This is a genomic window from Octadecabacter ascidiaceicola (assembly GCF_900185015.1).
GTDB lineage: Bacteria > Pseudomonadota > Alphaproteobacteria > Rhodobacterales > Rhodobacteraceae > Octadecabacter > Octadecabacter ascidiaceicola.
Map to the genome: position 1 here is coordinate 213,117 of NZ_FXYD01000002.1, position 24,101 is coordinate 237,217.

27 protein-coding genes and 1 tRNA gene are annotated in these 24,101 nt (G+C 54.3%); 21 read left to right on the plus strand and 7 right to left on the minus strand.

Annotated features, from left to right (window positions below; genetic code table 11):
* Window positions 1-95 precede the first annotated feature (95 nt).
* The 12 genes from OCA8868_RS06425 to OCA8868_RS06485 all read left to right on the plus strand — a co-directional run bounded on the left by OCA8868_RS06425 (window position 96) and on the right by OCA8868_RS06485 (window position 9,832).
* Window positions 96-1,085: an MBL fold metallo-hydrolase gene (locus OCA8868_RS06425; RefSeq protein ID WP_245848081.1), complete on the plus strand. Its 990-nt coding sequence runs from the start codon at window positions 96-98 to the stop codon at window positions 1,083-1,085.
* Window positions 1,086-1,575: 490 nt separating this feature from the next.
* On the plus strand, window positions 1,576-2,184 hold the full coding sequence (locus tag OCA8868_RS06430; RefSeq protein WP_143849553.1) for a phage major capsid protein: 609 nt from the start codon (window positions 1,576-1,578) through the stop codon (window positions 2,182-2,184).
* Window positions 2,184-2,396 (plus strand): phage head-tail joining protein, encoded by a 213-nt coding sequence (locus OCA8868_RS06435; RefSeq protein ID WP_093995756.1) that lies wholly within the window; start codon window positions 2,184-2,186, stop codon window positions 2,394-2,396. Before OCA8868_RS06430 ends, OCA8868_RS06435 begins: the two co-directional genes overlap by 1 nt.
* A 2-nt stretch (window positions 2,397-2,398) precedes the next feature.
* The gene (locus OCA8868_RS06440) at window positions 2,399-2,725 is read left to right on the plus strand and encodes a DUF2190 family protein (protein WP_093995757.1); all 327 of its coding nucleotides are present in this window, start codon (window positions 2,399-2,401) and stop codon (window positions 2,723-2,725) included.
* Between the two features lie 14 nt (window positions 2,726-2,739).
* Window positions 2,740-2,943, plus strand: coding sequence for a hypothetical protein (locus OCA8868_RS06445; protein ID WP_093995758.1), 204 nt, complete (start codon window positions 2,740-2,742; stop codon window positions 2,941-2,943).
* A complete protein-coding gene (locus OCA8868_RS06450; protein WP_093995759.1) occupies window positions 2,930-3,316 on the plus strand; it encodes a hypothetical protein in 387 nt (128 codons plus the stop codon). Before OCA8868_RS06445 ends, OCA8868_RS06450 begins: the two co-directional genes overlap by 14 nt.
* On the plus strand, window positions 3,297-4,352 hold the full coding sequence (locus OCA8868_RS06455) for a tyrosine-type recombinase/integrase (RefSeq protein WP_245848083.1): 1,056 nt from the start codon (window positions 3,297-3,299) through the stop codon (window positions 4,350-4,352). Before OCA8868_RS06450 ends, OCA8868_RS06455 begins: the two co-directional genes overlap by 20 nt.
* A 371-nt stretch (window positions 4,353-4,723) precedes the next feature.
* Entirely contained in the window at window positions 4,724-5,587 is an 864-nt protein-coding gene (locus OCA8868_RS06460; protein ID WP_093995760.1) for a hypothetical protein, read from the plus strand.
* Between the two features lie 139 nt (window positions 5,588-5,726).
* Window positions 5,727-5,978: a helix-turn-helix domain-containing protein gene (locus tag OCA8868_RS06465; protein WP_093996175.1), complete on the plus strand. Its 252-nt coding sequence runs from the start codon at window positions 5,727-5,729 to the stop codon at window positions 5,976-5,978.
* Window position 5,979: 1 nt separating this feature from the next.
* Window positions 5,980-7,281 (plus strand): type II toxin-antitoxin system HipA family toxin, encoded by a 1,302-nt coding sequence (locus OCA8868_RS06470; protein ID WP_093995761.1) that lies wholly within the window; start codon window positions 5,980-5,982, stop codon window positions 7,279-7,281.
* A gap of 258 nt (window positions 7,282-7,539) precedes the next feature.
* Window positions 7,540-8,676 (plus strand): Fic family protein, encoded by a 1,137-nt coding sequence (locus tag OCA8868_RS06475; protein ID WP_093995762.1) that lies wholly within the window; start codon window positions 7,540-7,542, stop codon window positions 8,674-8,676.
* A gap of 547 nt (window positions 8,677-9,223) precedes the next feature.
* A complete protein-coding gene (locus tag OCA8868_RS06485) occupies window positions 9,224-9,832 on the plus strand; it encodes a hypothetical protein (RefSeq protein ID WP_093995764.1) in 609 nt (202 codons plus the stop codon).
* Here OCA8868_RS06485 and OCA8868_RS06490 read toward each other — a convergent pair.
* Window positions 9,826-10,140, minus strand: coding sequence for a hypothetical protein (locus OCA8868_RS06490; protein WP_093995765.1), 315 nt, complete (start codon window positions 10,138-10,140; stop codon window positions 9,826-9,828). The two genes, OCA8868_RS06485 and OCA8868_RS06490, sit on opposite strands and share 7 nt — an antisense overlap.
* A gap of 69 nt (window positions 10,141-10,209) precedes the next feature.
* Between OCA8868_RS06490 and OCA8868_RS16640 the strand changes: the two genes are divergently transcribed.
* Together OCA8868_RS16640 and OCA8868_RS06500 are read left to right on the plus strand one after the other, a co-directional pair.
* Window positions 10,210-10,428, plus strand: coding sequence for a hypothetical protein (locus OCA8868_RS16640; RefSeq protein WP_093995766.1), 219 nt, complete (start codon window positions 10,210-10,212; stop codon window positions 10,426-10,428).
* 233 nt (window positions 10,429-10,661) lie between these two features.
* Window positions 10,662-11,687: a tyrosine-type recombinase/integrase gene (locus tag OCA8868_RS06500; RefSeq protein WP_245848086.1), complete on the plus strand. Its 1,026-nt coding sequence runs from the start codon at window positions 10,662-10,664 to the stop codon at window positions 11,685-11,687.
* 62 nt (window positions 11,688-11,749) lie between these two features.
* Here OCA8868_RS06500 and OCA8868_RS06505 read toward each other — a convergent pair.
* Window positions 11,750-11,823: transfer RNA gene (locus tag OCA8868_RS06505), tRNA-Cys, on the minus strand.
* Window positions 11,824-11,986: 163 nt separating this feature from the next.
* Here OCA8868_RS06505 and OCA8868_RS06510 point away from each other — a divergent pair.
* From OCA8868_RS06510 to OCA8868_RS06520, 3 genes are all read left to right on the plus strand, one after another.
* A complete protein-coding gene (locus OCA8868_RS06510) occupies window positions 11,987-12,640 on the plus strand; it encodes a protein-L-isoaspartate O-methyltransferase family protein (protein ID WP_245848088.1) in 654 nt (217 codons plus the stop codon).
* A 58-nt stretch (window positions 12,641-12,698) separates the two neighbouring features.
* A complete protein-coding gene (locus OCA8868_RS06515; protein WP_093995768.1) occupies window positions 12,699-14,075 on the plus strand; it encodes a TolC family outer membrane protein in 1,377 nt (458 codons plus the stop codon).
* A 77-nt stretch (window positions 14,076-14,152) separates the two neighbouring features.
* Window positions 14,153-15,106, plus strand: a complete 954-nt coding sequence (locus OCA8868_RS06520; RefSeq protein WP_093995769.1) for a hypothetical protein — start codon at window positions 14,153-14,155, stop codon at window positions 15,104-15,106.
* A gap of 9 nt (window positions 15,107-15,115) precedes the next feature.
* Here OCA8868_RS06520 and OCA8868_RS06525 read toward each other — a convergent pair whose 3' ends face one another.
* Window positions 15,116-16,570 carry a cobyric acid synthase gene (locus OCA8868_RS06525; RefSeq protein ID WP_093996177.1) on the minus strand — a complete coding sequence of 485 codons (1,455 nt, stop codon included), beginning with the start codon at window positions 16,568-16,570 and terminating at the stop codon, window positions 15,116-15,118.
* A 62-nt stretch (window positions 16,571-16,632) separates the two neighbouring features.
* On the opposite strand from OCA8868_RS06525, the gene OCA8868_RS06530 reads away from it, so the two are divergent.
* Entirely contained in the window at window positions 16,633-17,310 is a 678-nt protein-coding gene (locus OCA8868_RS06530) for a cobalamin biosynthesis protein CobQ (protein WP_179214801.1), read from the plus strand.
* A gap of 64 nt (window positions 17,311-17,374) precedes the next feature.
* Here OCA8868_RS06530 and OCA8868_RS06535 read toward each other — a convergent pair whose 3' ends face one another.
* The gene (locus tag OCA8868_RS06535) at window positions 17,375-17,713 is read right to left on the minus strand and encodes a DUF6280 family protein (protein ID WP_049833784.1); all 339 of its coding nucleotides are present in this window, start codon (window positions 17,711-17,713) and stop codon (window positions 17,375-17,377) included.
* A 225-nt stretch (window positions 17,714-17,938) separates the two neighbouring features.
* Here OCA8868_RS06535 and efp point away from each other — a divergent pair, with 225 nt between their 5' ends.
* Window positions 17,939-18,502 carry an elongation factor P gene (efp, locus tag OCA8868_RS06540; RefSeq protein ID WP_093995770.1) on the plus strand — a complete coding sequence of 188 codons (564 nt, stop codon included), beginning with the start codon at window positions 17,939-17,941 and terminating at the stop codon, window positions 18,500-18,502.
* 47 nt (window positions 18,503-18,549) lie between these two features.
* Here the strand turns inward: efp and ygfZ are convergent, their stop codons facing one another.
* The gene (gene ygfZ / locus OCA8868_RS06545; RefSeq protein WP_093996178.1) at window positions 18,550-19,281 is read right to left on the minus strand and encodes a CAF17-like 4Fe-4S cluster assembly/insertion protein YgfZ; all 732 of its coding nucleotides are present in this window, start codon (window positions 19,279-19,281) and stop codon (window positions 18,550-18,552) included.
* A 9-nt stretch (window positions 19,282-19,290) separates the two neighbouring features.
* Window positions 19,291-21,162 (minus strand): ABC transporter ATP-binding protein, encoded by a 1,872-nt coding sequence (locus tag OCA8868_RS06550; RefSeq protein ID WP_093995771.1) that lies wholly within the window; start codon window positions 21,160-21,162, stop codon window positions 19,291-19,293.
* Window positions 21,163-21,303: 141 nt separating this feature from the next.
* Between OCA8868_RS06550 and OCA8868_RS06555 the strand changes: the two genes are divergently transcribed.
* Window positions 21,304-22,545 (plus strand): pyridoxal-phosphate-dependent aminotransferase family protein, encoded by a 1,242-nt coding sequence (locus OCA8868_RS06555; RefSeq protein ID WP_093995772.1) that lies wholly within the window; start codon window positions 21,304-21,306, stop codon window positions 22,543-22,545.
* 174 nt (window positions 22,546-22,719) lie between these two features.
* Here OCA8868_RS06555 and OCA8868_RS06560 read toward each other — a convergent pair whose 3' ends face one another.
* Complete coding sequence (locus tag OCA8868_RS06560; protein WP_093995773.1) at window positions 22,720-23,856, minus strand: pyridoxal phosphate-dependent aminotransferase; 1,137 nt, start codon at window positions 23,854-23,856, stop codon at window positions 22,720-22,722.
* A 77-nt stretch (window positions 23,857-23,933) separates the two neighbouring features.
* Here OCA8868_RS06560 and OCA8868_RS06565 point away from each other — a divergent pair, with 77 nt between their 5' ends.
* The gene (locus tag OCA8868_RS06565) at window positions 23,934-24,098 is read left to right on the plus strand and encodes a Tat pathway signal protein (protein ID WP_093995774.1); all 165 of its coding nucleotides are present in this window, start codon (window positions 23,934-23,936) and stop codon (window positions 24,096-24,098) included.
* Window positions 24,099-24,101 lie beyond the last annotated feature (3 nt).

Here is a 24,101-nt window from a genome sequence, read left to right on the forward strand (position 1 = left end):
TAAAACCCATAATAAACTAGCGATACAGCCCATCTTTTCCTCCCTACGCTTGCCCTAATCCGCTTTTCACGCGGGTGACTGAAACAGGGAGAACAATGAAGATGGATAAGAAAGACCTCAAACCGATCAAACTGAACGGGCAAAAGGATACCTTAGTTCCTGGCCTCTCGCGGCGTTCGTTTTTTATGGCCGCAGGTGCGGCAGGTGTCGGAAGTGCAGCCAGTTTACTCACTTCCACGTCCGCGCAGGCGCAATCCACGGACTGGACGCAGCCGGGCAACAACAACCATGTTATCGAATTGCAAAATTCAACCAGCTTTCCGGAAGGGGCCGTCAATATTGAGTACTTCGGCCACTGCGCATTCAAAATCACATCACCGAGTGGTGCGTCCGTCGTGGTTGATCCTTGGCGTGACGATCCGTCTGGGGCATGGGGCTTGTGGTACAAGTATAAATTCCCAGAAACAGTAACGGACATCACGCTTTCAACGCATACCCATTTCGATCACGATGCCATCGACAGACCTGTATCCACGATGGTTCTGGACCGCATGGTTGGTACGTTCGAATTCGCTGATTTAAAAATAACAGGTTTCGCGGATAAGCACGTTTGTATGGCCCCCGGCTATTACAACTGGACAAATGCACTTGCTGAATTTGGCGTTGAAGCCTGTGCGCCCAACAATGTCGGCCATATGGATATGGTGGTTTATCTGATTGAGACGGGTGGCATTCGGACGTTGATTTGGGGTGACAACCGCGCGGATCCCGACCCTGGCTTTTGGGAAGCAATAGGACAGGTAGATGTCCTGACACTGCCTGTGGACGGATCCGAACATATCCTGTCCTATGAGCAGGGCAATGCAATCGTTGACAGGCTGAAACCAAAAGTTGTCATTCCTACGCATTACCTGAACGAAACAACCACCTACACTTTATCAACACTAAGAAATGCGGATGAGTGGGTCAAAAGTCAAAAAAGTTTCAAAATGCTGGACAGTGCCAATCTTTCGCTAAATGCGGCAGATGTTAGCGGTATGGATCGTGAGTTTATGTATTTTGGCAGCAACGTTACAACCGCATAAGCTTTTAAGCAAAACGGCAAGGAGCTGATTTTGGCTCTTTGCCGTCGACTGAGCACCAGTCTGCGAAGAATGTTTGCTTTTCGTATTCCCGTAACCGTTTGGGCTAGGCAGACATTTGCTGAGCCGCAGCGAAAGCACACCTTGTCCGCACTACAGACCTTAGCCTTAACGGAATAGAGGTCCGGTCTGGGCCAGTAATTCTTATCCGTTGATCGTTCCATTCCGATTAAGGCGCGCGTTTTAAAGTAAATTGGATCGGGATATTCAAAGGGGGCATATATCTGCATGGGCACCTCATTGTTGTTTCGAGGTATTTACCAATATGTCCGCCTCGTCTTACCGGGTATCAGATGCTTCACTGTCATACTTCGTTTTGGCCTGCGCCGCCGGATGACGGAGATGAGCGGGGGGGGGGCAGAAAGTCGTGTGCTAATAAGATATCTATTAGAAGCCGACTTATTGACCCCACTCCGGCCAACCAAGGATGTTCATGGGATATTCTGGCGGGGCGTCAGCCCCGTCAGGGCATCAGGTGGTTAATTACTCTATGTCCTACGGACTGTCGGCCTCGTGGTCGCAGACCGAAGCTGACGAACTGGTGAAGCTGCTGACCAGCAACCCCGAAATGTCAGACGGAACGGCGGTGTTTGACGCCAGCCGTGGCAATGTTGGCGCAGCTGGGATGCCATCAGTTGCTGCCCTGACAAGCACACGTCAGACGATGCGGACACGCAAAGGTATGGATGGCAAAACCATCATCGCCGTCGCACCGCGCTACTTGCTGGTTTCCGCAGCGCTGGAAACAGAAGCGGAAAAGGTGCTGGCATCCATCCAGCCCAACAAGTCCGAAGACGTGAACCCGTTCGGTGGAAAGCTGTCACTACTGGTGGAACCGCGATTGCCTGATGACTTCTGGTACGTCTTTGCAGACCCCGCCCGTTTGGCAGCAATGCAGTATGCCTACCTTAGCGCTGCGCAAGGTGTCCAAATCCAGCGGACAGAGGCTTGGGACACGCTTGGGATGAAATTCCGCGCCTTCCTCGACTTTGGGTCTGGTTGGTTGGACTGGCGTCCCGTCCATCAAGTGCCGACAGCGTAATGACGCTGCCCGAACTCATTGCGCGCCGTGACCGCTTGCGGCGCGCTCGCTTTAACGGTGTCGCTACAGTCAAAATTGACGGCGAAGAGGTGACCTACAAAACTGACGCACAGATTGCAGCGGCTTTGACGGCACTTGAAACCGAAATTGCAAAACTGACGCGCGGCACGCGCTCGCGCACAACCTATCCCCAAACCACGAAAGGGTTATAACCATGCGAAACTATATCCAACGCGGTGACACACTGACCTTCACAAGCGCCGATGCTGTTGCAGCCGGTCAGGGTGTGACCATGGGCGCATTGTTCGGAATTGCCGCTGTCGATGCTGCACCGGGCGATGGCTTTGAAGCCAGCATTGTTGGTGTGTTCGAGTTGCCAAAGGCGGCTGGTGCAATTGAGGCCGGTGCGAAGGTCTATTGGAAAAGCGACACTTCGACTGTGACCACGACCGCAACTGGTAACAAGCTGATTGGCGCGACCACTGTCGCAGCTGCTGACGGCGCAACTACCACGGAAGTGCGCCTGAACGGCGCTGTGTAGGGCAGGTAAAAACGATGCCCAATGCGAAGGCAACAGTGAGACAGTCCGAACTGACACGCTATCTGAAGGCGTGGAAGGCGGCATATGATACGCCACCGGCAGTGCATGTGCAGCCGGATGGTACTGTCCTGTTGTTGCCTTCAAACGAGCCAACAGCAGGTAATGAGGGCGAACTGACTGCATTGGAAAAATGGAAGGCGCGACATGCTGTTACGTGACTTCGATCCGATTGAATATCCTATTGTACCTGAATCCAGCCCTACAGAATTCAGGACAATGCCTTGGCCGCACAAATGGTGGTTGAAATCTGAAATCCGGTTGCTTTCAGAATCTGACGTTCGTGCTGTCGTGTTCGATTTGTTCTGCGTGGCGCTCTGCCAAAACCCTATTGGAACTTTGCCAAACAACGAACGCTTGTTGGTGCGGTTGATTGGCCTGCCGCTAGAAGATTGGCGGCGGCTAATGGCGCGCCGCATCACCCCGCTGAATGGCTGGGAAACCTGTATTTGTGGTGATGAAGGTATCCGGCTCTATCACCCAAAAAGTCTTGAGATCGCAAAGGAGGCGTCCAATGCCAAAGGCAAAACATGACCTTCCAAAAGGTGTTCACCGCGTAAGGCGGAAAGTGCGGGCAGGCTATCGCTGGCATTTCTATGCTTGGCGCGGTGGGCCGAAATTCTGGACGGATGACGTTCGGAAGCCAAGCGAACCCGAATTCTACCATGCATTTGCTGAAGCAACGACACGGCCACAACCATCTAAATATATGGTGCCGCAAATGGTTGATGATTTCCTGTCCAGCACCGCATTGCCAAAGGCTGAACGGTCCCGTCTTGATTTGAGGAAGTGGGGACTGCGTTTTGCCGAACACTTCAAAGATGCGCCTGCTGTAATTTTTGAGGAAAGGGGATCGCGCGGCGAAGTGAACGCATGGCGCGCGCAATGGAGCCACTCACCAAAACAGCATGATGTTGCTGGCACACACGCCGCACGGATTTTGAATTGGGCGGTGCAGGAAGGGAAGTTGGCAGAGCATTTTTGCCATAAGTTGCATCGCCTTTATGAGGTGGATCGATCTGAAATCATTTGGGCTTCATCTGATCGTGAGGCGTTCAATGGAATCGCGCCAGATTGGGTAAAGCGCATTTTGTGCGTAGCTTGTGAAACCGGATTGAGGCCAGGTGACTTGGTGAAGCTGACTACTGCCCACGTTGAAAAGACACCGATGGGCCGTAGGCTGCATGTGCGGACCAGTAAGCGCAAAAGGCTTGCTCATATTCCCATAACGCCAGAATTGGCCCGTGTGATCGATGCTACACCGCAGGGGCAGCTTTTAATCCTGACTAACGCCACCGGCAACGCATTGACCCCGCACAGGGCTTCAGAAGGTGTCAGGCAGTGGCGAGACAAGGCCAGTCTATCATCTGACCTTAGATTGTATGACGCGCGCGGCACAGCTGCGACACGATTGCTGAATAATGGGCTGTCGCTTGCTGAAATCGCAAACCACATGGGATGGTCAATCCGCTTTGCAGCCAATGTCATCGAACATTATGCGCGGGTGTCACCAGACGAAACTGACGCTGTTCTAGTCAAATTGGCACAGGCAAAAGGGGGCACAAAGTGAACAAAACTGTAAACGCACCTGTAAACGGCGCAGTCCGCGCAATGGGTACAGTCTTACAAGCCATTGAAATCGTTTGGAGGCGAGTACGAGAATCGAACTCGTGTACACGGATTTGCAATCCAGAAAGAGAGACAGCGAAAACAACAGGTTAAGGGTGCAAAACACCCCCTGACAAAAAGTGAACAAAAAGCGAAAGTTTCAACGCCAATTTCGCCGGTTCAAAACGAAAAAGGCCCCGTCACAGCGGCAACTGTGAACCGGGGCCAAATAGAAAAAGCCTGTCAGCTTCCGCAGCACATTAGCACGAGCCGGAGTCGCATCGCAAATGCTCAGTCGGCCTTTTGGCGGCCTCTGACTGGTGAGGCGGTCCAATGAGCTGGCGCATAGCAAATGAATGCGCCGAGCGCCGCTTTGGCAGCGCCGCGCGCAAGCAGATCATCATGTTCCTGGCCGACAAGGCGAGCGATGACGGCTCAGGCATCTGGTGCTCGAAGGGGACGATCCAGCGCCACACAGAGCTTAGCGAGAGCACGGTCAAGCGCACCATTATCGACTTCCTGCGCGAAGGCATTCTGATTGAGACAGGGCGGAGGCACTGCAAGAACGGCTACACCGTCATTTACCGCATCGTTCTGGAACGCGTGGCCGCGCTCGAGCCCACGGCTGAGCCCGACATTGAGACGGGGGTCACAGTGAACCCCGTCCAGCCTGAACCCGGTACGGGGTCCACGGTGAACGGGGTACGGGGTTCACGGTGGACCCCAAACCATCCTAAAACCATCCATAAACCACCTACGCGCAGGCGCGAGGCGGCGGAGGAGGTTGAAGATCTTGAAGCTGAGAAGATCTTAGCGGCCTTTCCCGAAGACAGGATCCGAGACCGGCGAACCAGTCTGCTCCTGATCGCAGCGGCTGTGAAGGCCGGTGTGACGCCCGATGACTTGCTGGCGGCAGTCAAAGCTTATGCCAAAGAAAGCGAGGGCTACACCCGCAGCAAGGTCTGTTTCTCGGACAATTGGTTCAAGATGCGCCGGTGGGAAAAGGGACTGGTCCAGATCCAGGCCGACCGCGAGAAGGCGCGAGAGGCCAAAGCCAAAGGTCGTGCCAGCCTTGCCGAGTGGATTCACGAGCGCCATCCCCTCTGCCGCCATATCACGAACCGCCAGATCGAAGACTTGATCGCGTCAAAGATGGTGACGCCCGAGCAAGTGCGCTCTGCGGGGCTACAGACGTGATAGCATTGGCGAAGTCTGAGAGACAGCTCGCAACGCTGTTGATATTTATGATGCTCAGATCATACTGTTGCTTTATGATTTGGAGATCATATTGACAATTTATGATCTAGAGGTCATATGGAGTGGCAGGAGAACCGCCATGAAGCACCTCGTTCGTACATCAAAAAACTTGGGCCACGCAATTCGCCAGGCTCGGAAAGCCAAGAACCTGACCCAGACGGAACTCGCCGCTATAAGCGGTGTCTGGCAGGAGACAATTTCCAAGATCGAAAACGGCAGCGGGGGCACAAAGCTGGAAACGTTATTCGATTTGATCGCGGCCTTGGAGCTCGAAATTACGGTGACCGAGCGCAGCAAAGGCAAATCAGACGGGCTAGAGGACATTTTCTGACATGGGCCGCAAGCGCAGTTACACACCGCTGAACGTTTTCCTGAACTCGCGGCTCGTGGGTCAATTGGTGCGTGAGCCCTCAGGCGGCGTCAGTTTCGCCTATGCACGAGACTGGCTCGACTGGGAGCACCGAATGCCGGTGTCGTTATCGTTGCCATTGCAGGAAAACCGCTTCAGCGGAGCACCTGTGATGGCCGTCTTTGACAACCTGTTGCCTGACAGTGACCTCATTCGTCGAAAGGTCGCAGAACGCGTCGGGGCTGAAGGTGTGGATGCCTTCAGCCTGCTGTCACAAATTGGGCGTGACTGCATCGGTGCGCTTCAGTTCCTTCCCGACGGGCAAGAGCCACAGCCAATGTCCGAGCTGACTGGGGAGCCTGTTGATGACGATCAGATCGGGGCAATTTTGAGCGATCTCGATCTTGCGCCACTGGGTATTCGCCGCGAGAATGACTTCCGCATTTCTGTCGCTGGTGCGCAGGAAAAAACCGCACTGCTCCGTAAAGGCGGCCAATGGATTGAGCCAACCGGCACGACGCCAACCACGCACATCATCAAACCGCAAATTGGCAGACTGCCCAACGGCATGGACCTGTCCGACAGCGTTGAAAACGAATACCTGTGCCTCAAGCTGATGGAAGCGTTTGGGCTTAGGGCTGCGAATGTCGAAATGGCTCAGTTTGGCGATAAGAAAGCCTTGGTGGTTGAGCGTTTTGATCGGCGTTGGACGTCTGATGGCCGCTTGATCCGTCTGCCACAGGAGGATTGCTGCCAAGCACTATCCATTGTGCCCACGCAAAAGTACCAGAACGAGGGAGGTCCAGGGATCCCGGATATCATGGATCTTTTGTTGGGAAGTGATGATCCCAACAAAGACAGGTACGATTTTTTCAAAGCCAACGTCCTGTTCTGGTTGCTGGGTGCGACAGACGGACATGGTAAGAACTTCAGCGTCAGCCTTTTGCCCGGCGGCCGTTTCCGCATGACACCGCTTTACGACGTGCTGACGGTGCAGTCGACCGTCGACGCCCGCCAGATCGAGCGGAAATACTTCAAGCTAGCTATGAATTTCGGCAAGTCGAACCACTACAAAGTGGCGAATATCGTGGGCCGCCACATCGTGGAGACCGGAGTTCAATCCGGCTTGTCCCGCGCGGTCGTGCAGAGCCTGTTCGAAGAGCTGCAAGAGACTTCGCACGCGATCGTTGAGGCCACGTTCAATCAGCTTCCTGCGGGTTTCCCAGAAGCGTTGCTTGCTTCCATCGACAACGCGCTGAAAGCTAGGTTGCACCTGTTGAGCTAAAGCTGATCGCGCTTGCTTGGTGCCAAGATGCGTCTTTTCGGTGGTAAAGGAATTCAGTCAGGTTGTCATAGCCGAACTCAGATCCTCAATGCCGTGTTTCTGATTGCTGAACATAGAGGTGTGAGAGCTGTGGGTCAACTTGAGATATGGATAGCGTTATGTCAGAAAGGAGGCTTGTATTTGACGTAGATGTTGCGGGCACGTCAGAAACTGAGATAAGACTTCAGGTAACGCAAAAAGCATGGGTGTTCTTGATATATGGATATCACAGAGTTTAAGTCCGGTAAACTTGAGGACCGGTACGAATATCAGGCCTTTCTACCAGAAACCATTTGTCATGAATGGGTTGTAACGGACCCAGAGCTTTCTGATCTCTTAGGCCGCGCAGACCGTGCCTTGGGAGAGTTGAATGCCTTTGCGCAATTGATCCCTGATATCGAGTTCTTCATTCGAATGTACGTGGCCAAAGAGGCCACACAGTCCAGCAGGATAGAAGGAACCCAAACCAATATTGAGGATGCGTTCAAGGATGCCGATGACTTAAACCCCGAAGAACGCGATGATTGGGCTGAGGTGCAGAATTACATCAATGCAATCAATCACGCGATTGATGCGTTGGATGAGCTGCCCCTTTCCAACCGGTTATTACGCCAAACGCATGAAATCCTGCTGTCTGGCGTGCGTGGAGAGCAGAAACAGCCCGGACAGTTTCGAACCAGCCAGAATTGGATTGGAGTCAGCCTGAAAAATGCTGTTTTTGTACCGCCACATCATGAGCATGTTCCGGATCTCATGAGCGATCTGGAGGCGTTTTTGCATGCGGATACTCTGTTTGCCCATCCACTGGTTCGGATCGCCATCGGGCACTACCAGTTTGAGACAATCCACCCGTTTTTGGACGGTAATGGGCGGTTAGGCCGTTTGCTAATTTCACTTTACCTGGCATCCGAAGGGCTGCTGGTCCGGCCTGCACTTTATCTTTCGGACTATTTTGAACGCAACAAGACCGCTTATGTCGATCACTTGATGGCGGTTCGCCAAGGCAATCACCTGCGCGCGTGGCTGGTGTTTTTCCTTCATGGTGTGGAGGAAACGGCGCGCGCTTCAGCAGATGTGTTCCGCTCAATTCTTGCAATAAAGGAGCGGATCGAAAGAGACGTCTTGCCGCGTTTTAGTGCACGTCGACAAGACAACGCTCAGGCGCTGATACGTCATCTTTATGCGCGCCCCGTTGTTGACGTGAATATGGCAGCTAAAATAATTGGAGCTACAACCAACACTGCGTCAGCGCTTATTACGGACATGGTCAGTCATGGGGTATTATTCGAAATTACTGGCCAACGTCGCAACCGGTTGTTTGTATTCAGTGAATACATTGAGTTATTCAGGAGATGACGGTGAAATGCAGCCCATGTGTCAGATGTTAACAATTTGATATGCGGGCAGATTGTTGAACGTCTCAGGACTTTGGCCAGTACCTCACCAACCGACCTTACACTTAGAAGCGGATGTTTGTGGTGACACTGCGAAAATCCGCGTCTACCCATACAAAAGACCCTCGGAGCACTAGCAAAAGCGACCGCAACGCCGACAAAGCGCTATTGCGCTACAGCTGCCCAGGGACTGCTCTTATTCTCTTGCGACATTATCCAATCTGCCCTGATGGCACTGGAGGATTGGGCTTTTTCCGAACTTGAAGCTGGGCGTGACCCCGACGAGATCGTTCGGGACCTAGTTTCAGGTCATGAAAGCGTTGCCACACTTGGCATCGCTCTAGGCATTTTGTTGGAAAAAGACTCCATGTCACCCGTTGCAGTCGCTCTTGTTAGTTGCCAACGCATAGCCTCCGAAGAATGTGCTTGATCGGGTGCGCGACCTCTAGAAGTGTTTGGCAAAAGCGAGCCAAATTTGTCGGCTCAGGTAAGATCACGGAGGTTATTGGATGCGTAGACTAGTTTGGAAATGTGGCCTCGGGGTGTCGGTTGCGGCTCTCCTTTCCATTGCGTCGCCGCAGCCAGCCAAAGCCTATCAGGTCGATTGTGCCATTCTGCTATGCCTTGCTGGTGGGTTGCCAGCTTCAGCAGAATGTGCTCATGCACGGGCTGTGTTTATCAGGCGGATTACGCCTTGGCCGATCGAGCCACCTTTGCAGATTTGGCGTTGTCCAATGGGGGTATCCGTGAATACACCACTGCAAGACCGCGGAAATCCAGCGCGGATTATTTTGGCGCAGCTGTCCGAGAGCGGTGGCGCAGACATCGACATCAGCGGGTTTGAATTTGATTTTGTGCGTTCCATCCGCGTCTGGGATGTGAGCCATTACAGTCACCGAGAGCGAGGCCGTGACGATGATTGCTCAGAACGCTACAGCATGAATCTAGGCACCTACGGCACGCAGGGCGGTTTCAGCTGGCAAAGAACAACGCCTGCCTCAGCCCCCACATGGGTCATCCCCTCGCGCAGATGCTCATCTTCTAACACGCGGCGCGGTGTTGGTGTGGAGTGGGAAGATCACGAGGGCAACCATGGGTATGAGTGGGTCGCCTACTGATCGTCGGTCCCGATATCTTTCATGCGATCAGAAATATCACCTGCTATCCGCTCATAAAGTGCGGCTTGTTTGTCTCGTGCAGATCCTGGCTTGGGTTTTCTTCGGCGAATTCTCTTTGCAAGCCACAACAGCAAGCGCGCTGCAGGGTCTTGTGTCGTGTCGGCGGCATCAGTTGGGTACTTTTCCTCAAGCACGACCACAATTTCCTGCGAAAGGCTGCGCCTGTTGAGGGATGCATGGGTCTCTAACCGCTTTTTTAGGGCGGCGGGGAGCAAAAGCTTAAACTGAATCAGGTTCTCATTCTTCATAACGGCACTATGGACAATATTTGTCCTCAATGGTGTGGACAATTTATGTCCCTAATTTGAGGTGCTGAAATGAAAACAACCCAGTTCAAATTGAATTTGCCAGCTGACGTTAAGCTTTGGCTCGAAGAGGAAGCGGTTCGTAACCTTCGTTCTCAGGGCTCGCAAGTTGTGTCTTGTTTGCGGGCTGCGATGTCGCGACAGGCGACAGTGCATGACGGGGCGGAAGAGTGTGCAAGATCAGTTGCAGCTCATCCCGACGCCTCAATTGGCCTTGATGTTTGGCTATAGTGAGCCAACGAATTCATTTTATGATTTTAGTCGCCGCAGCGGTATATCGCCGGTTCCAGGCCGTCGGGGCTGGTATGATCCAAAACTTGTACGCGCACGATTAGACGCAGTTCAAGGGATTGATGTTTCCAGATCCGAGGATAAAACGGTACTGAGCCTTGTTGCTCAGCGAAGAGCACGCCGTGCCCAGAAGTAGCCTTCCCAAGGGCGTTCATCGTGTCCGGCGCAGGGTTATGGCCGGTACCCGCTATCATTTCTATGCATGGCGAGGTGGCCCTAAGTTTTGGGAAGGAACTGATCCAGACCCGAAGGAGCCGGAATTTTTCTATGCATTCACGGAATGTGGCAAACCGGTAAGCCCTTCTGAATATTTGACGACGCTACTAATTGACGATTTTCTATCCAGTGCATCCTTGCCCAAGGCTGAGCGTTCAAAGGCTGATATCCGCAAATGGCTGGAGTTGTTCCGCGAGGAGTTCGGCGCAGATCCTGTCGTGATGTTCGAAGAGCGTGCTTCAAGGGGTGAGGTCAATAATTGGCGCAAGAAGTGGCTTCATTCGCCCAAGCAGCATGATATGGCGGGCACCCATGCGACACGCGTTCTGAATTGGGCGGTAGAAGAGGGGAAGCTGAAAGAGCATCACTGCCACAAGCTCAAGAAGCTCTACCAATCGAACCGCACAGAAATCATCTGGACGAGCGGCGATATCGCACAGTTCAACAAACATGCGCCCAAGTGGGTCCAGAGGATCCTGACCGCCGGATGCGAAACCGGCTTGCGAGCGGCCGATCTGGTTCAGGTCAAAATGGACCAATTCGAAGATACGCCGCACGGCAAGCGCCTTCGTTTCAGGACCAGTAAGCGCGGCCAGATCGCATATATCCCTGCCACATCGGCACTTGAGAAATTGATCGCAGAGACACCAGTAGGCCAAGAGGTGTTTCTGGTGTCAGAGCTTGGTAGGCCCTTGACGGCCCGGTGGGCATCGAACCAGATCACCAAGTGGCGGCGCGAAGCTCAGATCCCCCCTTGGATCGACGGCAGGGAGAAGACTCTGTCTGATACGCGCGGGACGGCGGCGACACGATTGCTGAATGCGGATCTTTCTTTGCGCCAGATCGCGGTGCTAATGGGGTGGTCGGTTCGCTACGCAGCGCAGGTAATCGAGCATTATGCGCAGGTCAGCCCGGACGAAAGCGATGCGGTTTTGCGCAAGCTCAATCGAGCAAAATCACTGTCTCAAGACACAAAAATGTAAACGCCCCTGTAAACGCGGGGCCCCAAACATGACAAGGAGTGGTGTAAGTGATTGTTTTTAAATGGAGGCGAGTACCGGAATCGAACCGGTGTACACGGATTTGCAATCCGCTGCGTAACCACTCCGCCAACTCGCCGTCCTGTGGTTGTGAGGGTGCTTTAGCGGCGAATCTAGAGCGGATCAATAGGGCGTTTGCAAATGCATCCTAAGAACACGGAAGTTAAGCACAATGGACGTTGCCGCCAGCCAAGCGCTGTGGCATGAAAGGGTGGTAGATTCTGAACGAAAGAGTTTAGCTCGTGGCTGATTACCAAACCCGTAGAACTATGATGGTAGACACTCAGGTCCGCCCATCAGATGTGACCAAATTCCCGATTATCGATGCGTTGCTAAGCGTGCCACGCGAAGATTTTGTGCCCGACGCCAAGCGTGAAGCGGCCTATGTCGGTGAAAACATCGAAATTGGCGCGGGGCGAGTGCTTCTTGAATCGCGCACATTTGCTAAAATGCTTGAGGCAGCCGATATCCAACCAAGTGATGTCATCCTCGATCTTGGGTGCGGGCTAGGTTATTCAACTGCGGTTCTTGCGCAATTGGCTGAATTTGTTGTGGCTGTTGAAGACGAGGCCGGCCGCGCAGAAGAAGCACAGCAGAACTTGTCCGATCATGGCATTGATAATGCTGCTGTATTTGAAGGCGCGCTTAACGCTGGAGCGGCTAAGAACGGCCCGTATGACGTGATCCTTTTGCAAGGCGCTGTTGAGCAAATCCCTGCGGACTTATTGGCGCAAGTGAAAGACGGCGGGCGCATTGTTGCTATTTTTGCGGAAGACGCATTGGGCGTTGTTCGCGTTGGCCGCAAAATTGATGGTGTCGTGAATTGGCGCATGTCGTTTAACGCAAGTGCGCCGGTCTTGGCAGGATTTGCGAAAGAAGCGGCCTTCAGTTTCTGATATAACCTTTTGTACGAAGTCCATCTATTTTGATGGGCTGATTTATGAGGAAACGATCATGACTATGACACTTGGACGTCTATTTGGCGCAATGTGCGTCGCGTTGTTGGTAGTTTCGTCGCCCGTGCGTGCGGAAACTTTGGCGGATGCGTTACGTGACGCATACCACAACTCTGGCCTGCTGGATCAAAACCGCGCGCTGTTGCGGGCCGCGGATGAGGACGCCGCGCAGTCGTTGGCTGCATTGCGTCCTGTCATTAGCTGGCAAGCACAGGCGATTTACGCGACTTCGACAGCAGCGCCATCCTCAAACAATCTTTCCGACGATCTAAGCGGCACCGTTTCTATCTCTGCGAGCCTTTTGTTGCATGACGGTGGCGCGAGCGAACTCGCGACCGAAGCACAAAAAGAAGTTGTTTTGCAGACGCGTCAGGGGCTTGTGCAGGTTGAACAGCAGGTTCTGTTCCGCGCGGTTGATGCGTACATGAACGTTCGTCGCCAGTCTGAATTTTTGGCACTTCGTCGCAGCAATGTAAGTGTGATCAATCAAGAATTGCGCGCGGCCCGTGATCGTTTTGATGTAGGTGAAGTTACACGAACCGATGTGTCGTTGGCCGAAGCACGCCTCGCAGCTGCGCAAAGCCTATTGGCGGCGGCTGAAGGGTCCTTAGCGCAAGCAAACGAAGAATTCCGCGTTGCCGTTGGCCGCGCTCCGGGGCGCTTAAACGTCGTTTCTCCCGCAACATTGCAGCACAACCTTGAAGACGCGCGCGCCTTTGCGATGCGCCGCCACCCTGATGTGCTTGGTGCACAGCACGGTGTGACTGCCGCTGAACTTAATATCCGCCGTGCCGAAGCCGCCTTGAACCCGCGTCTTAACCTTAACGGGTCTGTTGGCCTAAATGATGAAGGCAATACTTCGCAGCAGTTGGGACTGACATATGGTGGAACGATCTATCAGGGCGGGCAGCTGCAATCTGTGATCCGTCAGGCGCAAGCGCGTCGCGATGCATCGCGCTCTGGCCTTCTTATTACTACTCAAGGCGTGAACCAGAATGTTGGCAATGCCTACGCGATCCTGAATGTCGCGCGCGCCAGCCTTGAGGCCTCAAGCTTGCAGGTTCGTGCTGCTCGAACCGCTTTCCGTGGTGTCCGCGAAGAGGCGACATTGGGCGCGCGAACGACTTTGGATGTTTTGAACGCCGAGCAAGAATTGCTTGATGCGCAGGCAAACATGATTTCCGCGCAGGCCGATGAGGTTGTGGCCAGCTACCGTGTGCTTTCGTCAATGGGTTTGCTCACTGCTGAGCACCTTAACCTTGGCGTGCAAAGCTATGATCCTGCAGCCTATTATAACCTCGTCCGTGAAGCGCCCGCGACCTACTCCCAGCAGGGTCAAGCATTGGATCGGGTTCTCGAATCCATCGGCGAATAGATCAAATACTTACTATCGGTTGTTTGGTGACGACGGGCAGGCTAAACTGCGGGTCTGAGGCTTAAGCAGGATGAACAATGTCCGATCCAGTGACGAATGTAGAAATTGAAGACGTATTGTCTTCCATCCGTAGGCTCGTAAGCGATGGAGATAAGGCCCGTACGCGTGATCCCGCACCGGCTGAGGCTGACTCCGCTCCTGTGCAGGATGCCCCTGAAACACCTGCTGAAACCTCCGAATCAAAGCCAGACAAGTTTGTACTAACGCCGGCTCTTTTGGTGGTAGATAACAACGCACCGTCTGAAGACGTAGCAGATGTAGAAAACAGTGATCCAGACGAAGAAGAATGGGTCGAAGAAATAGACGAAGCAACTTCGTCAGATTCAGAACCGGAAAATGGCGATGTCGAAGATCCGTTGCCGTTGACAGATCTGGTTTGGGATTCAGTCAATGATGCGCGTAAAGCGGGTGTCGCGGCTGTTCCAGCTGACGAAGCTGTTCAAACACCTGATCGTTCCGAACTTGTTGCTACGATTGCTGAGCTAGAAGCTGCAGTTAGCAACGATGTCGAAGATTTCGAGCCTGACGGCAGCGAAGAAGCTGGCGATCTAATGGGTGAAACCATCGCTTGGCCGGGTACTGTGGCGCGTAAGTTCGACGATGTGCCAGACGCGGAGGAAACAACACCCGCGCCAGAATTTAATCCCGATCTTGAAGCAGATGACGCTTCGGTAGCATTCGAACATCGCAAGCCGGATGCTGAGCCCGAGCAAACGGACGAAGCCGAAACAAAGGCCGAGCCTGAAACGATCAGCAGCGCGGACACACAGGATGAATACGGCGACGATGACCTTGATGGGTTACTCGAAGCGGGCGGCGTGACGCTGGACGAAGAAGCGCTGCGTGCTTTGGTGTCTGAAGTCGTGCGTGAAGAGCTGACCGGCCCATTGGGTGAACGCATTACACGCAATGTCCGCAAGCTTGTTCGTCGCGAAATCTATCGCATCCTGTCGAGCCAAGAGTTCGACTAAAACGCAGCGTTACGAAACCGTCTGCGCCAAGCTGAATAAACGATCCACATCGAGACAGTCTTCAAGATGCTGCGCCAGCGCATCAAGCGTGGCGTCGACACCCGTGTCGTAGTGCATGGTCTGCACGGGCGCGCCAATGCTTTCCATGTAGGACGCCCGAAACGGATCAGAGGCAAACAACCCGTGTAGGTAGCAGCCCTTGATACGGCCATCCGTGCTAGCGGCGCCAATTGGACGACCATCAAGCGTCAGCCAATTGTTCGTGCAATCCGGCCCGACCGTTTCCCCGATATGGATTTCATATCCTGTAACTGTGTCGCCAGTGGCGTTAAACGTCGCCTTGCTAAGTGCCAGTCGTTTATGTTCGGACATCGTCGTGGTCACATCCAGCAACCCAAGGCCCTCGACCCTGAACGCAGGCCCCTCAATCCCCTCAGGGTCCGCAATTTCGCGCCCCAGCATCTGGTAGCCGCCGCAGATCCCCAACACATGCCCACCCCGCCGCACATGGGCGTGCAGGTCGACGTCCCAGCCTTGCGCGCGGAAATGGGCGAGGTCAGCGATCGTAGATTTCGATCCCGGGATCAGCACTAGGTCCGCATCGGCGGGCAGGGGGCGTCCGGCCTCGATGATCTCAACGGTGACATCGGGTTGCGCGGCGAGCGGGTCGAGGTCGTCAAAGTTCGCGATACGGTTTAGGCGCGGTACGACAACCTTGATGGCACCGCCTTTGCGGGTCGCCACGTCCATCACGTCTTCGGCCGGCAGTTTCCAAGCGTCTTCAAACCAAGAGACGATGCCAAGCGGCGCCCAGTCGGTGTGCTGCTCAATCGCCGTCATACCATCTGCGAATAAGGACGGATCACCGCGAAACTTGTTGATTGCAAACCCTTTGATGCGGGCACGGTCCTCATCTGGCAGGATGACATCCGTGCCAACAAGCTGCGCAATCACTCCGCCCCGATCTATATCGCCGACCAGTACAACAGGGCAGTCTGCGGCCTCGGCAAAGCCCATGTTGGCTATGTCGCCCGCGCGTAGGTTGATTTCTGCGGGGGAGCCCGCGCCCTCAATGATAATCAGGTCACGGGAAGTCGCGAGGCGGTGGTAGCTTTCCATGACCGGGCCGATCAGCTCAGCCTTGCGTGACCCGTATTCACGCGCCTTCATTGTGGCAAACCGCTTGCCCTGTACAATGACTTGCGCCCCGACATCTGTTTCAGGCTTCAACAACACGGGGTTCATGTCTGTATGTGGCTCCAACCCACTTGCGCGAGCCTGCAGCGCCTGCGCGCGGCCTATTTCGCCACCGTCCGCGGTGACTGCTGCATTGTTGGACATGTTTTGCGGTTTGAACGGAGCAACGGTCAGCCCGCGTTTCAGGGCCGCGCGGCACAGGCCCGCCACCAACATGGATTTCCCCACATTGGACCCTGCGCCTTGAATCATGATTGCCTTAGCCATGTTCATCCTCCACGGTTCTGTCTAGCAGTCACGTCAAAAGAGGAAAGGGCCAAGGAACGAAGATGAATACACCTGCTCATTTGATTTTCGGTCTTGCCGCTTTTGGTAAGGCAGACGCGCCAAAGGTGACAGCCGCCGCGATTGTGGGGGCCTTGCTCCCCGATGTGTCGCTTTATCTTTTGGCTGGTGTACATCTGTTCGTGCTTGGAACGGACCCGCAGGTTGTCTTTGGCGAACTGTATTTTTCGGATCTGTGGCAGGGCATTTTCCGGATAGATAATTCGTTTATTGTATGGGGAGTGGTTCTTGGCCTTGGGATCGCGTTGCGAAAGGCATGGGTGATCGCGTTCGCTGGGGCAGCGCTTTTGCATATCGGTTTGGATTTTCCGTTACATCATGATGACGGGCGCGCGCATTTCTGGCCAATAACGAACTGGGTCTTCGAAAGCCCCGTTAGCTATTGGGACCGCAATCACTACGGAAGTATCGTCGCCCCGATAGAAACCACGGTGTCGCTTATTTTGTGCGGTGTTCTTTGGCGTCGATATGAATGGCCGGATGGCATCCAAACCCGAACCAATCGTATCTTAGGTTTGTTCGGATCGTTGGCTGGGTTATTCTCGTTGCCGATTGCAATAGCACATTGGTTTATCGGCTTGGGAATGCGCGGGCTTGCGATGCTTCTTGCACTCGGTCAGCTGCTTCCCGGGATTGTCTGGATTTTCATGTTTGGAACGTAGGCAAAGAAAAACGCGACCTCGAGCAGAAGGTCGCGTTCTATGGCAGTCTAAACTTTTGAAGTGCTTAAGCGGCGCGTGTTTCCATGTCAGCAGCTTCCGCTTCAGCAACTGCGCGACGTTCGCTTTCTTCGCGGGACAGGGCGACAGATGTCCGCACACCTTTGCCGACGAAATCCATCAGACCAGTTACAACACGTTCGTTGGGGTCGATGCCTGCACAAGACAGAACTTCACGTCCGTCGCGGGAGCGCGCCCAGCGTGCAATCTGTTCCGGGCCGTTGCCATATTTCTTATCGTCTGCAATCGCGTCGTCCAACGCGGCCAACACGACGGCTGCAAATAGCTTGCGTGCACGGTTGCCTTGTTCGTTGTTGAATGCTGTGCCGTCGACGAAATCTCGCATAGTCGGTCCTTATTTTGCTTTTGCCCTTGAAGCTGGCAGTTTTGGCAATATGACAGTTATTGTCCGATTCGGGGTTCCTCATTTGGAATGGCAGCTATGCGGTTTATGCATACCTTGGCCGATCCGGAAACAGTATCTGGTTGGCTTGCACGGTGACCCAACCCAAGATATAGGCATCGGCAACTTTCCTTCAACCTTTTGACAACTTTTGGACACATTTGAGTCATGGCAAAAATCAACGGCAACGAAATCCGCATCGGTAATGTTCTTGAACATAATGGTGGCCTTTGGGTCGCAGTTAAGACGGATCATGTGAAACCCGGTAAGGGTGGTGCGTTCGCGCAGGTGGAGTTGCGTAACCTGCGCAATGGGTCCAAATTGAACGAACGCTTCCGGTCCGCTGACAAAGTCGAGAAGGTCCGTCTGGAGCAGAAAGATCAACAATTCCTTTATGAAACCGACGGGATGTTGGTTTTCATGGACACCGAAACCTACGAACAGATCGAACTGCCTGCCGAATTGCTCGGCGACCGCCGCCCGTTCTTGCAAGATGGCATGATTGCTGTGGTTGAATTTTACGAAGAAGAAGCGCTAAACGCGCGCCTGCCGCAAAAGGTGACCTGCAAAATTGTTGAGACCGAGCCTGTTGTTAAGGGCCAGACTGCGGCGAACTCATTCAAGCCAGCCATACTGGACAATGGTGTGCGGGTTATGGTGCCGCCATTTGTTGGGCAGGACACGGATATCATCGTTGATACTGAAACGATGGAATATTCAGAACGCGCATAAAGGCTGACGCCGCCTCCGGCAGGGATATTTACAAGACTAAGACAGAGTTAGGTGCGATAGAGAGTTGCCGTGCCTGCTTGCATTTCACCAGTCGCACGATCAAAGCGCAGATGGGCGAGAGCAAGCCCGTTTGATTGTGTATAAAGCGTGCCAGCGGGTTTGCCATCTGCGGTGATGTCAGCGCCAATCGGTGCCGTGCCTTCAATGGAGACCTGCGCGAGGCCCTTTTTCAGCTCGGTTTTGTGTTTCATACGGGCCGCGATTTCTTGGCCGACATAACAGCCTTTACGAAAGTCGATGCCGTTTAGGCGCTCGAATCCGGCTTCAAGAATGTATGTGTCTGGCGTCAGTTCAATTCCCGTTTCAGGAATGACGTGCGCCACACGCAGAGGATCCCAATCGGTGTCATCTGACTGGTCCGTATCACTATACAAACGCCACCCTAGGGCGCTATGGCGGGGATCAGGGAAGCTGCCGTTTGGAGCAGGGCCCGTGCCGCGCGACACCACAAGCGGGCTTTCTTCGATCTGCACGTCGGCGCGCAAGCGGTACATCGTGAGGCGTTGTGCGAGCGTCGGGGCATGGGACGCCGCGACATCAATCAAGAGCGCATCACCGTCTGTCGCAACGAAGAAGTCAGCGATGAATTTGCCCTGTGGCGTTAGCAGCGCCGCATAGACAAGACCATCTTTGGCTTTGCTCACATCATTGGTGATCAGCCCTTGCAGGAAGTCATTGGCGTCAGGCCCTGAGAGGCGCAGGAGGGTGCGTGTGTTCATATCTGCCACTTAGGATCGCTGCCCTCGTTTGAACAGACGTGCAAACCAAGATTGTGGGCGATCTTGTGATTTCGGGGTGGTCAACGTGCGTTTCGGGCGGTTTTCATTGTCGACCACCTGCTTGCCGTCGCGAAACTGCAGGCGATACAGGTCAGCATACAACCCGCCACGGGCCAGCAGATCTTCGTGAGAGCCTTGATCAACGACCTTGCCCTTATCCATCACAACGATCTTGTGCGCGTTCTGGATCGTGGACAGTCGGTGAGCGATCACGAGGGTCGTACGCCCCTCGGCAAGTCGGTCGAGGGCGCTTTGCACGATGGCCTCGGACTTTGTGTCCAGCGCGCTGGTAGCTTCGTCTAACAGCAAGATGGGCGTGTCGCGCAACAATGCACGCGCGATTGCGACGCGTTGGCGCTGGCCGCCCGACAGGTTGGACCCGCGCGGACCAGCGGCACTTTCAAGTCCGTCAGGAAGCATCTCAAGGAAGTCCGCGACGTGGGCGTCCATGAGAGTTGTTTGAATGGCGTCGTCGCTTACCTCCTCGCGCCCGAGCAGGATGTTTTCACGCAGGGTTTCATCAAACAATGCCGCGTCCTGCGAAACTGTTGAGACGAGGCTGCGCAGATCCGTTAGCGCGAGCGTGTTGATGGGGGTGTCGTTAAGCGTAACGTTTCCGTCTTGGGGTTCAACCAAGCGGGTCAAGACGTTGAACAGCGTACTTTTACCGGCACCGGACGCCCCCACAAGGGCGGTGGTTTGGCCAGCTTGTGCGGTAAAGGTCGTTCCGTTCAAAACGGGCAGGTCGCCATAGCTGAGCGAGACATCGTTGAAAGTGATTTCCGGCGCTGCGGAGGGTGGGACCGCTGGGGATTGTGGGGACAACAGCGTTGGCTTTGTGTCAAATACATCCAACAACCGTTCAATCGCGGCGGCGGCGGTTTGCCAAGTACCGAAAATCTTGGCGAGGCGGCGCAGTGGGTCAAATGCGATCGCCATTGCAGTGAAGAACGCCATGAACTGGCCGACGGTTTTCTCGCCCTCAATGATCTCGGAGCCCCCGAAAACAATTACCGCAAGGAAACCAACGCCAGCCATAACATCAACGGACCCCGACAAAAGCTCCTGTCCGAACTTTGCTTCGACTTCTGTCCCGACGCGCCGTTTCAAGAGTTTGTTGAAACGGTTGGTTTGGTAGGCTTCGAGGCTGTTTAGTTTGACTTGGGTAATACCGTGAAACACCTCGTCCATACGGGTCGAAATTTCCGCTGAGACAGCCCGTGCGGCCATCGCTTTGCGGCGTACGAATGTGCGAAGCGTCAAGGCAGGAATGACAACGATCGGAATGCCGATCATCGCGATCATCATCCATTTCCAGTCGATCCAAAACGCGACGGATAGCAAACTGATCAAAGCGACCAAGTCCCGCGCGAGCCCCGTGATCAGCTGCGTCCAAACCATGCTTAGGGATGCGACATCACCTTGCACACGTTCGATCATTTGTCCGGGGGGGTGGGTTTGATGATAAGCCGTATCAAGCCCGATGATGTGTTCCATTAGGTCAGAACGCAGGTTTTCGCCGCTTCGCTGAGAGATGTATTTCATCATGACGTTTTGAACCAACGCGGTAACGGCGCGCACAAGAAAGATCGCCAGAATGACCAATCCGACGGTCCAAATGCTCCCCGCTTCACCGCCTACAAAAACGCGGTCAAACATTGGTTGCATCATAAAGCTGATAGAGCCGAAAGTCGCGCCCTCAATCATCATGAGAATAACAGCAATTGCCAGCCAGACTTTGAAATCACTTAGATAGTTCACCCAAAGCCAGCGTAGCATTTGCGCGCTAGAATATGTCGATGACTTTGATTGTGACGGCATTCAACTGGTCCATTTCAGCGCCTCGAAGTGCAAGGCATATGTATCATCTAAGCTTAAACGCGGGTTTGCGAAAGGGGAGCATTGACGCGCGTCGGGCGTTGGCTAATGTCGCATTAATTCCATCACATAAGGACGGTGCTGATGTTTGCAAATGGCTTAACCTATCTGGCGATACCGGGCCCGTCTGTCATGCCGGACCGCGTGTTGCGCGCCATGCATCGCGCTGCGCCCAACATTTATACCGGCGAGCTACATGAGGTGACGCGTAGCGTCATTCCGGACCTTAAGGCGCTGGCGGGAACTCAGCATAACGTTGCCATTTACATCGGTAATGGCCATGCGGCGTGGGAAGCGGCGTTGTCCAACGTGATCGGCGCTGGCGATACGGTATTGGTTCTGGCAACGGGGCGGTTCTGTGTGGGCTGGGGCGAAATGGCCGAGGGTCTTGGCGCCACCGTCGAGACGATTGATTTTGGCAATAGCAATGCGGTGGACCTCGCCCAAGTCGAGGCTGTGCTAAAGGCTGACACAGAGGGGCGCATCAAGGCTGTGCTGACAGTTTTGGTGGATACGTCGACAGGTGTTCTTAATGATATCAAAGGCATACGCGCTGCGATGACCGCGGCGGAACATGACGCATTGCTGATGTGTGACTGCATCGCGTCGCTTGGCTGCGACGAATATTACATGGATGACTGGGGCGTCGATATCACCGTATCTGCCTGCCAGAAAGGGTTGATGACGCCACCTGGCCTTGGGTTGGTTTGGTTTAACGACAAAGCAAATGCTGTACGTGAAAAGACCCCGAAAGTGTCGCGCTATTGGGACTGGCGCCCGCGCATTGATGCGGATGAATACTGGAAGTTCTTTGATGGAACGGCCCCAACGCACCACATCTATGGGCTGCGCGAAGCGCTGGATATGATCAGCGAAGAGGGAATGGAAAACGTCTGGGCACGCCATGAAGGTCTGGCCCAAGCGATATGGGCCGCGATTGATGCGTGGAGCGTGGAAGGCCCCATGAAGATCAACGTTGCAAACCCTGATGAACGTTCCCGCGCCGTGACATCCCTAAGCCTTGAGGAAGGGCAGGCGGATGCCCTTCGCGCATGGTGTGAAGACACAATGGGCGTGACGTTGGGCATTGGTCTAGGGCGCACACCGGCGAGCGCGTTTTTCCGTCTCGGGCACATGGGCCATGTAAATGGTCATATGGTGCTGGGTTTTTTGGGGACGATTGATGCAGGCCTAAAGGCGCTGGGCATCCCGCACGGCAAAGGCGCATTGGACGCTGCGAGCCAAACCTTGGCGGATTTAGCCAGAGCGCGCGGCACTGCGTGCGGCGGCAAAGCGAAGGCCAAAGTCGATCAGTGCTGCGGCTAACAAAACCCAAACGAAACCTTAGGTCGCCGCAAGCGTGAAGAACACCATGAACAAGATCACGGTAGACGTGACCCAAAAGGCGTTCGCGTAGTTTTCGACGCGCTTTGGATATTGGCGCATAGCAATCTCCAGCAGATATCGCAGTAAGCTTAACCGCAAATGCTGAAAAATCACCTAAACCTTTTGTGTGCTGGCGTTCGCTTGCGCCAATGCCTTGGGCAGGGCCTTGGCAACCAGCGTCATGTCTTTGGGTGTGCCGCATGAAATTCGAATGCATCGGTCTTGCGGTGCGACAAACGGCATCCGTACAAACACACCTAAATCACCCAGCGCCGTAAGGACGGCGCGTGCAAACGTTCCGTCTTTTCCGCAATCGATCGCGACGAAATTGGTTGCTGACGGAATTGCTTCCAAACCGTTCTCTTCGGCGATCTCGTAAAGCCGTTGACGCGAGCCTTCGACCTTTTCGCGGACATCATTTAGCCAGTCCTGATCCTCCAGTGCGGCCAGTGCGCCAACTTGTGAAATACGGCCCATACCGAAGTGGTTTCGCACCCGATTAAACGATGAAATCAATGACTTATGCCCAATTGCATAGCCAACCCGCGTACCGGCCATGCCGTACCCTTTAGAGAATGTACGCAACCGGATAACACGGCTATCCTTGGTGTTAATCGCTGGTGCGGCCCCTTTGGGGGCGAGTTCTAGATAGGCCTCATCCAGCACCAAAAGGCAGCCCTCCGGCACGCTTTCAATCATGCGCTGTAAGGTAGCGCCGGTGTGGTGCGTACCCATTGGGTTGTCAGGGTTGGACAGGTAAATCAATTTCGCCCCGACCTCACGCGCCTTGGCGATAAGGTGGTCCGGGTCCTCAAAATCAGCCGTGTAGTTCACGGTGTGGATCACGCCGCCATAGCCTGTCACATGGTAGTTGAATGTCGGATAGGCGCCCGCGCTGGTCACAACCGGTGTGCCGGTGGTAACTGTTAGCCGCACAAGGCTGTCGAGCAGCCCGTCAATCCCAGCTCCAACGACGATTTCATCAGGGTTTACAGCGTGATGTGCGGCTAGGGCCATGCGCAAGTCGTGGCTCTCCGGGTCGGCATACATCCAAACGTCTTTGGCCGCTTGGCGCATTGCGCGGATGGCAGATGGGGACGGGCCAAACACGTTTTCATTCGCCCCGAGACGCGCCTTAAAGGGGGATCCTTTGGCGCGTTCCTGCGCCTCAGGTCCGACAAACGGAACGGTTGAAGGAAGGGAAGCCGCGAGGGGCGTTAGGCGTGGGTCGTTTGCATTGTCATTGGTCATGCGGGGAGTTTGGTGTGTCTGTTCCCCTTTGAAAAGGGTTAACGCAACGACCACCTATATTAGAGGAGGACATTTACATGCCCAAACTCACGAGACGTGGATTTTTAGCGACGACAGGTGCGGCCATTGGCGTACGTGGGGTTGCGCCTTTGGCGAGGTCTGGATCAGGCCGTCGGATATTAACTTTGGTTTACGACAAATCGCTTGGCATGATGCGGGCGGTGGAACGGGTGGTCCACTAGACC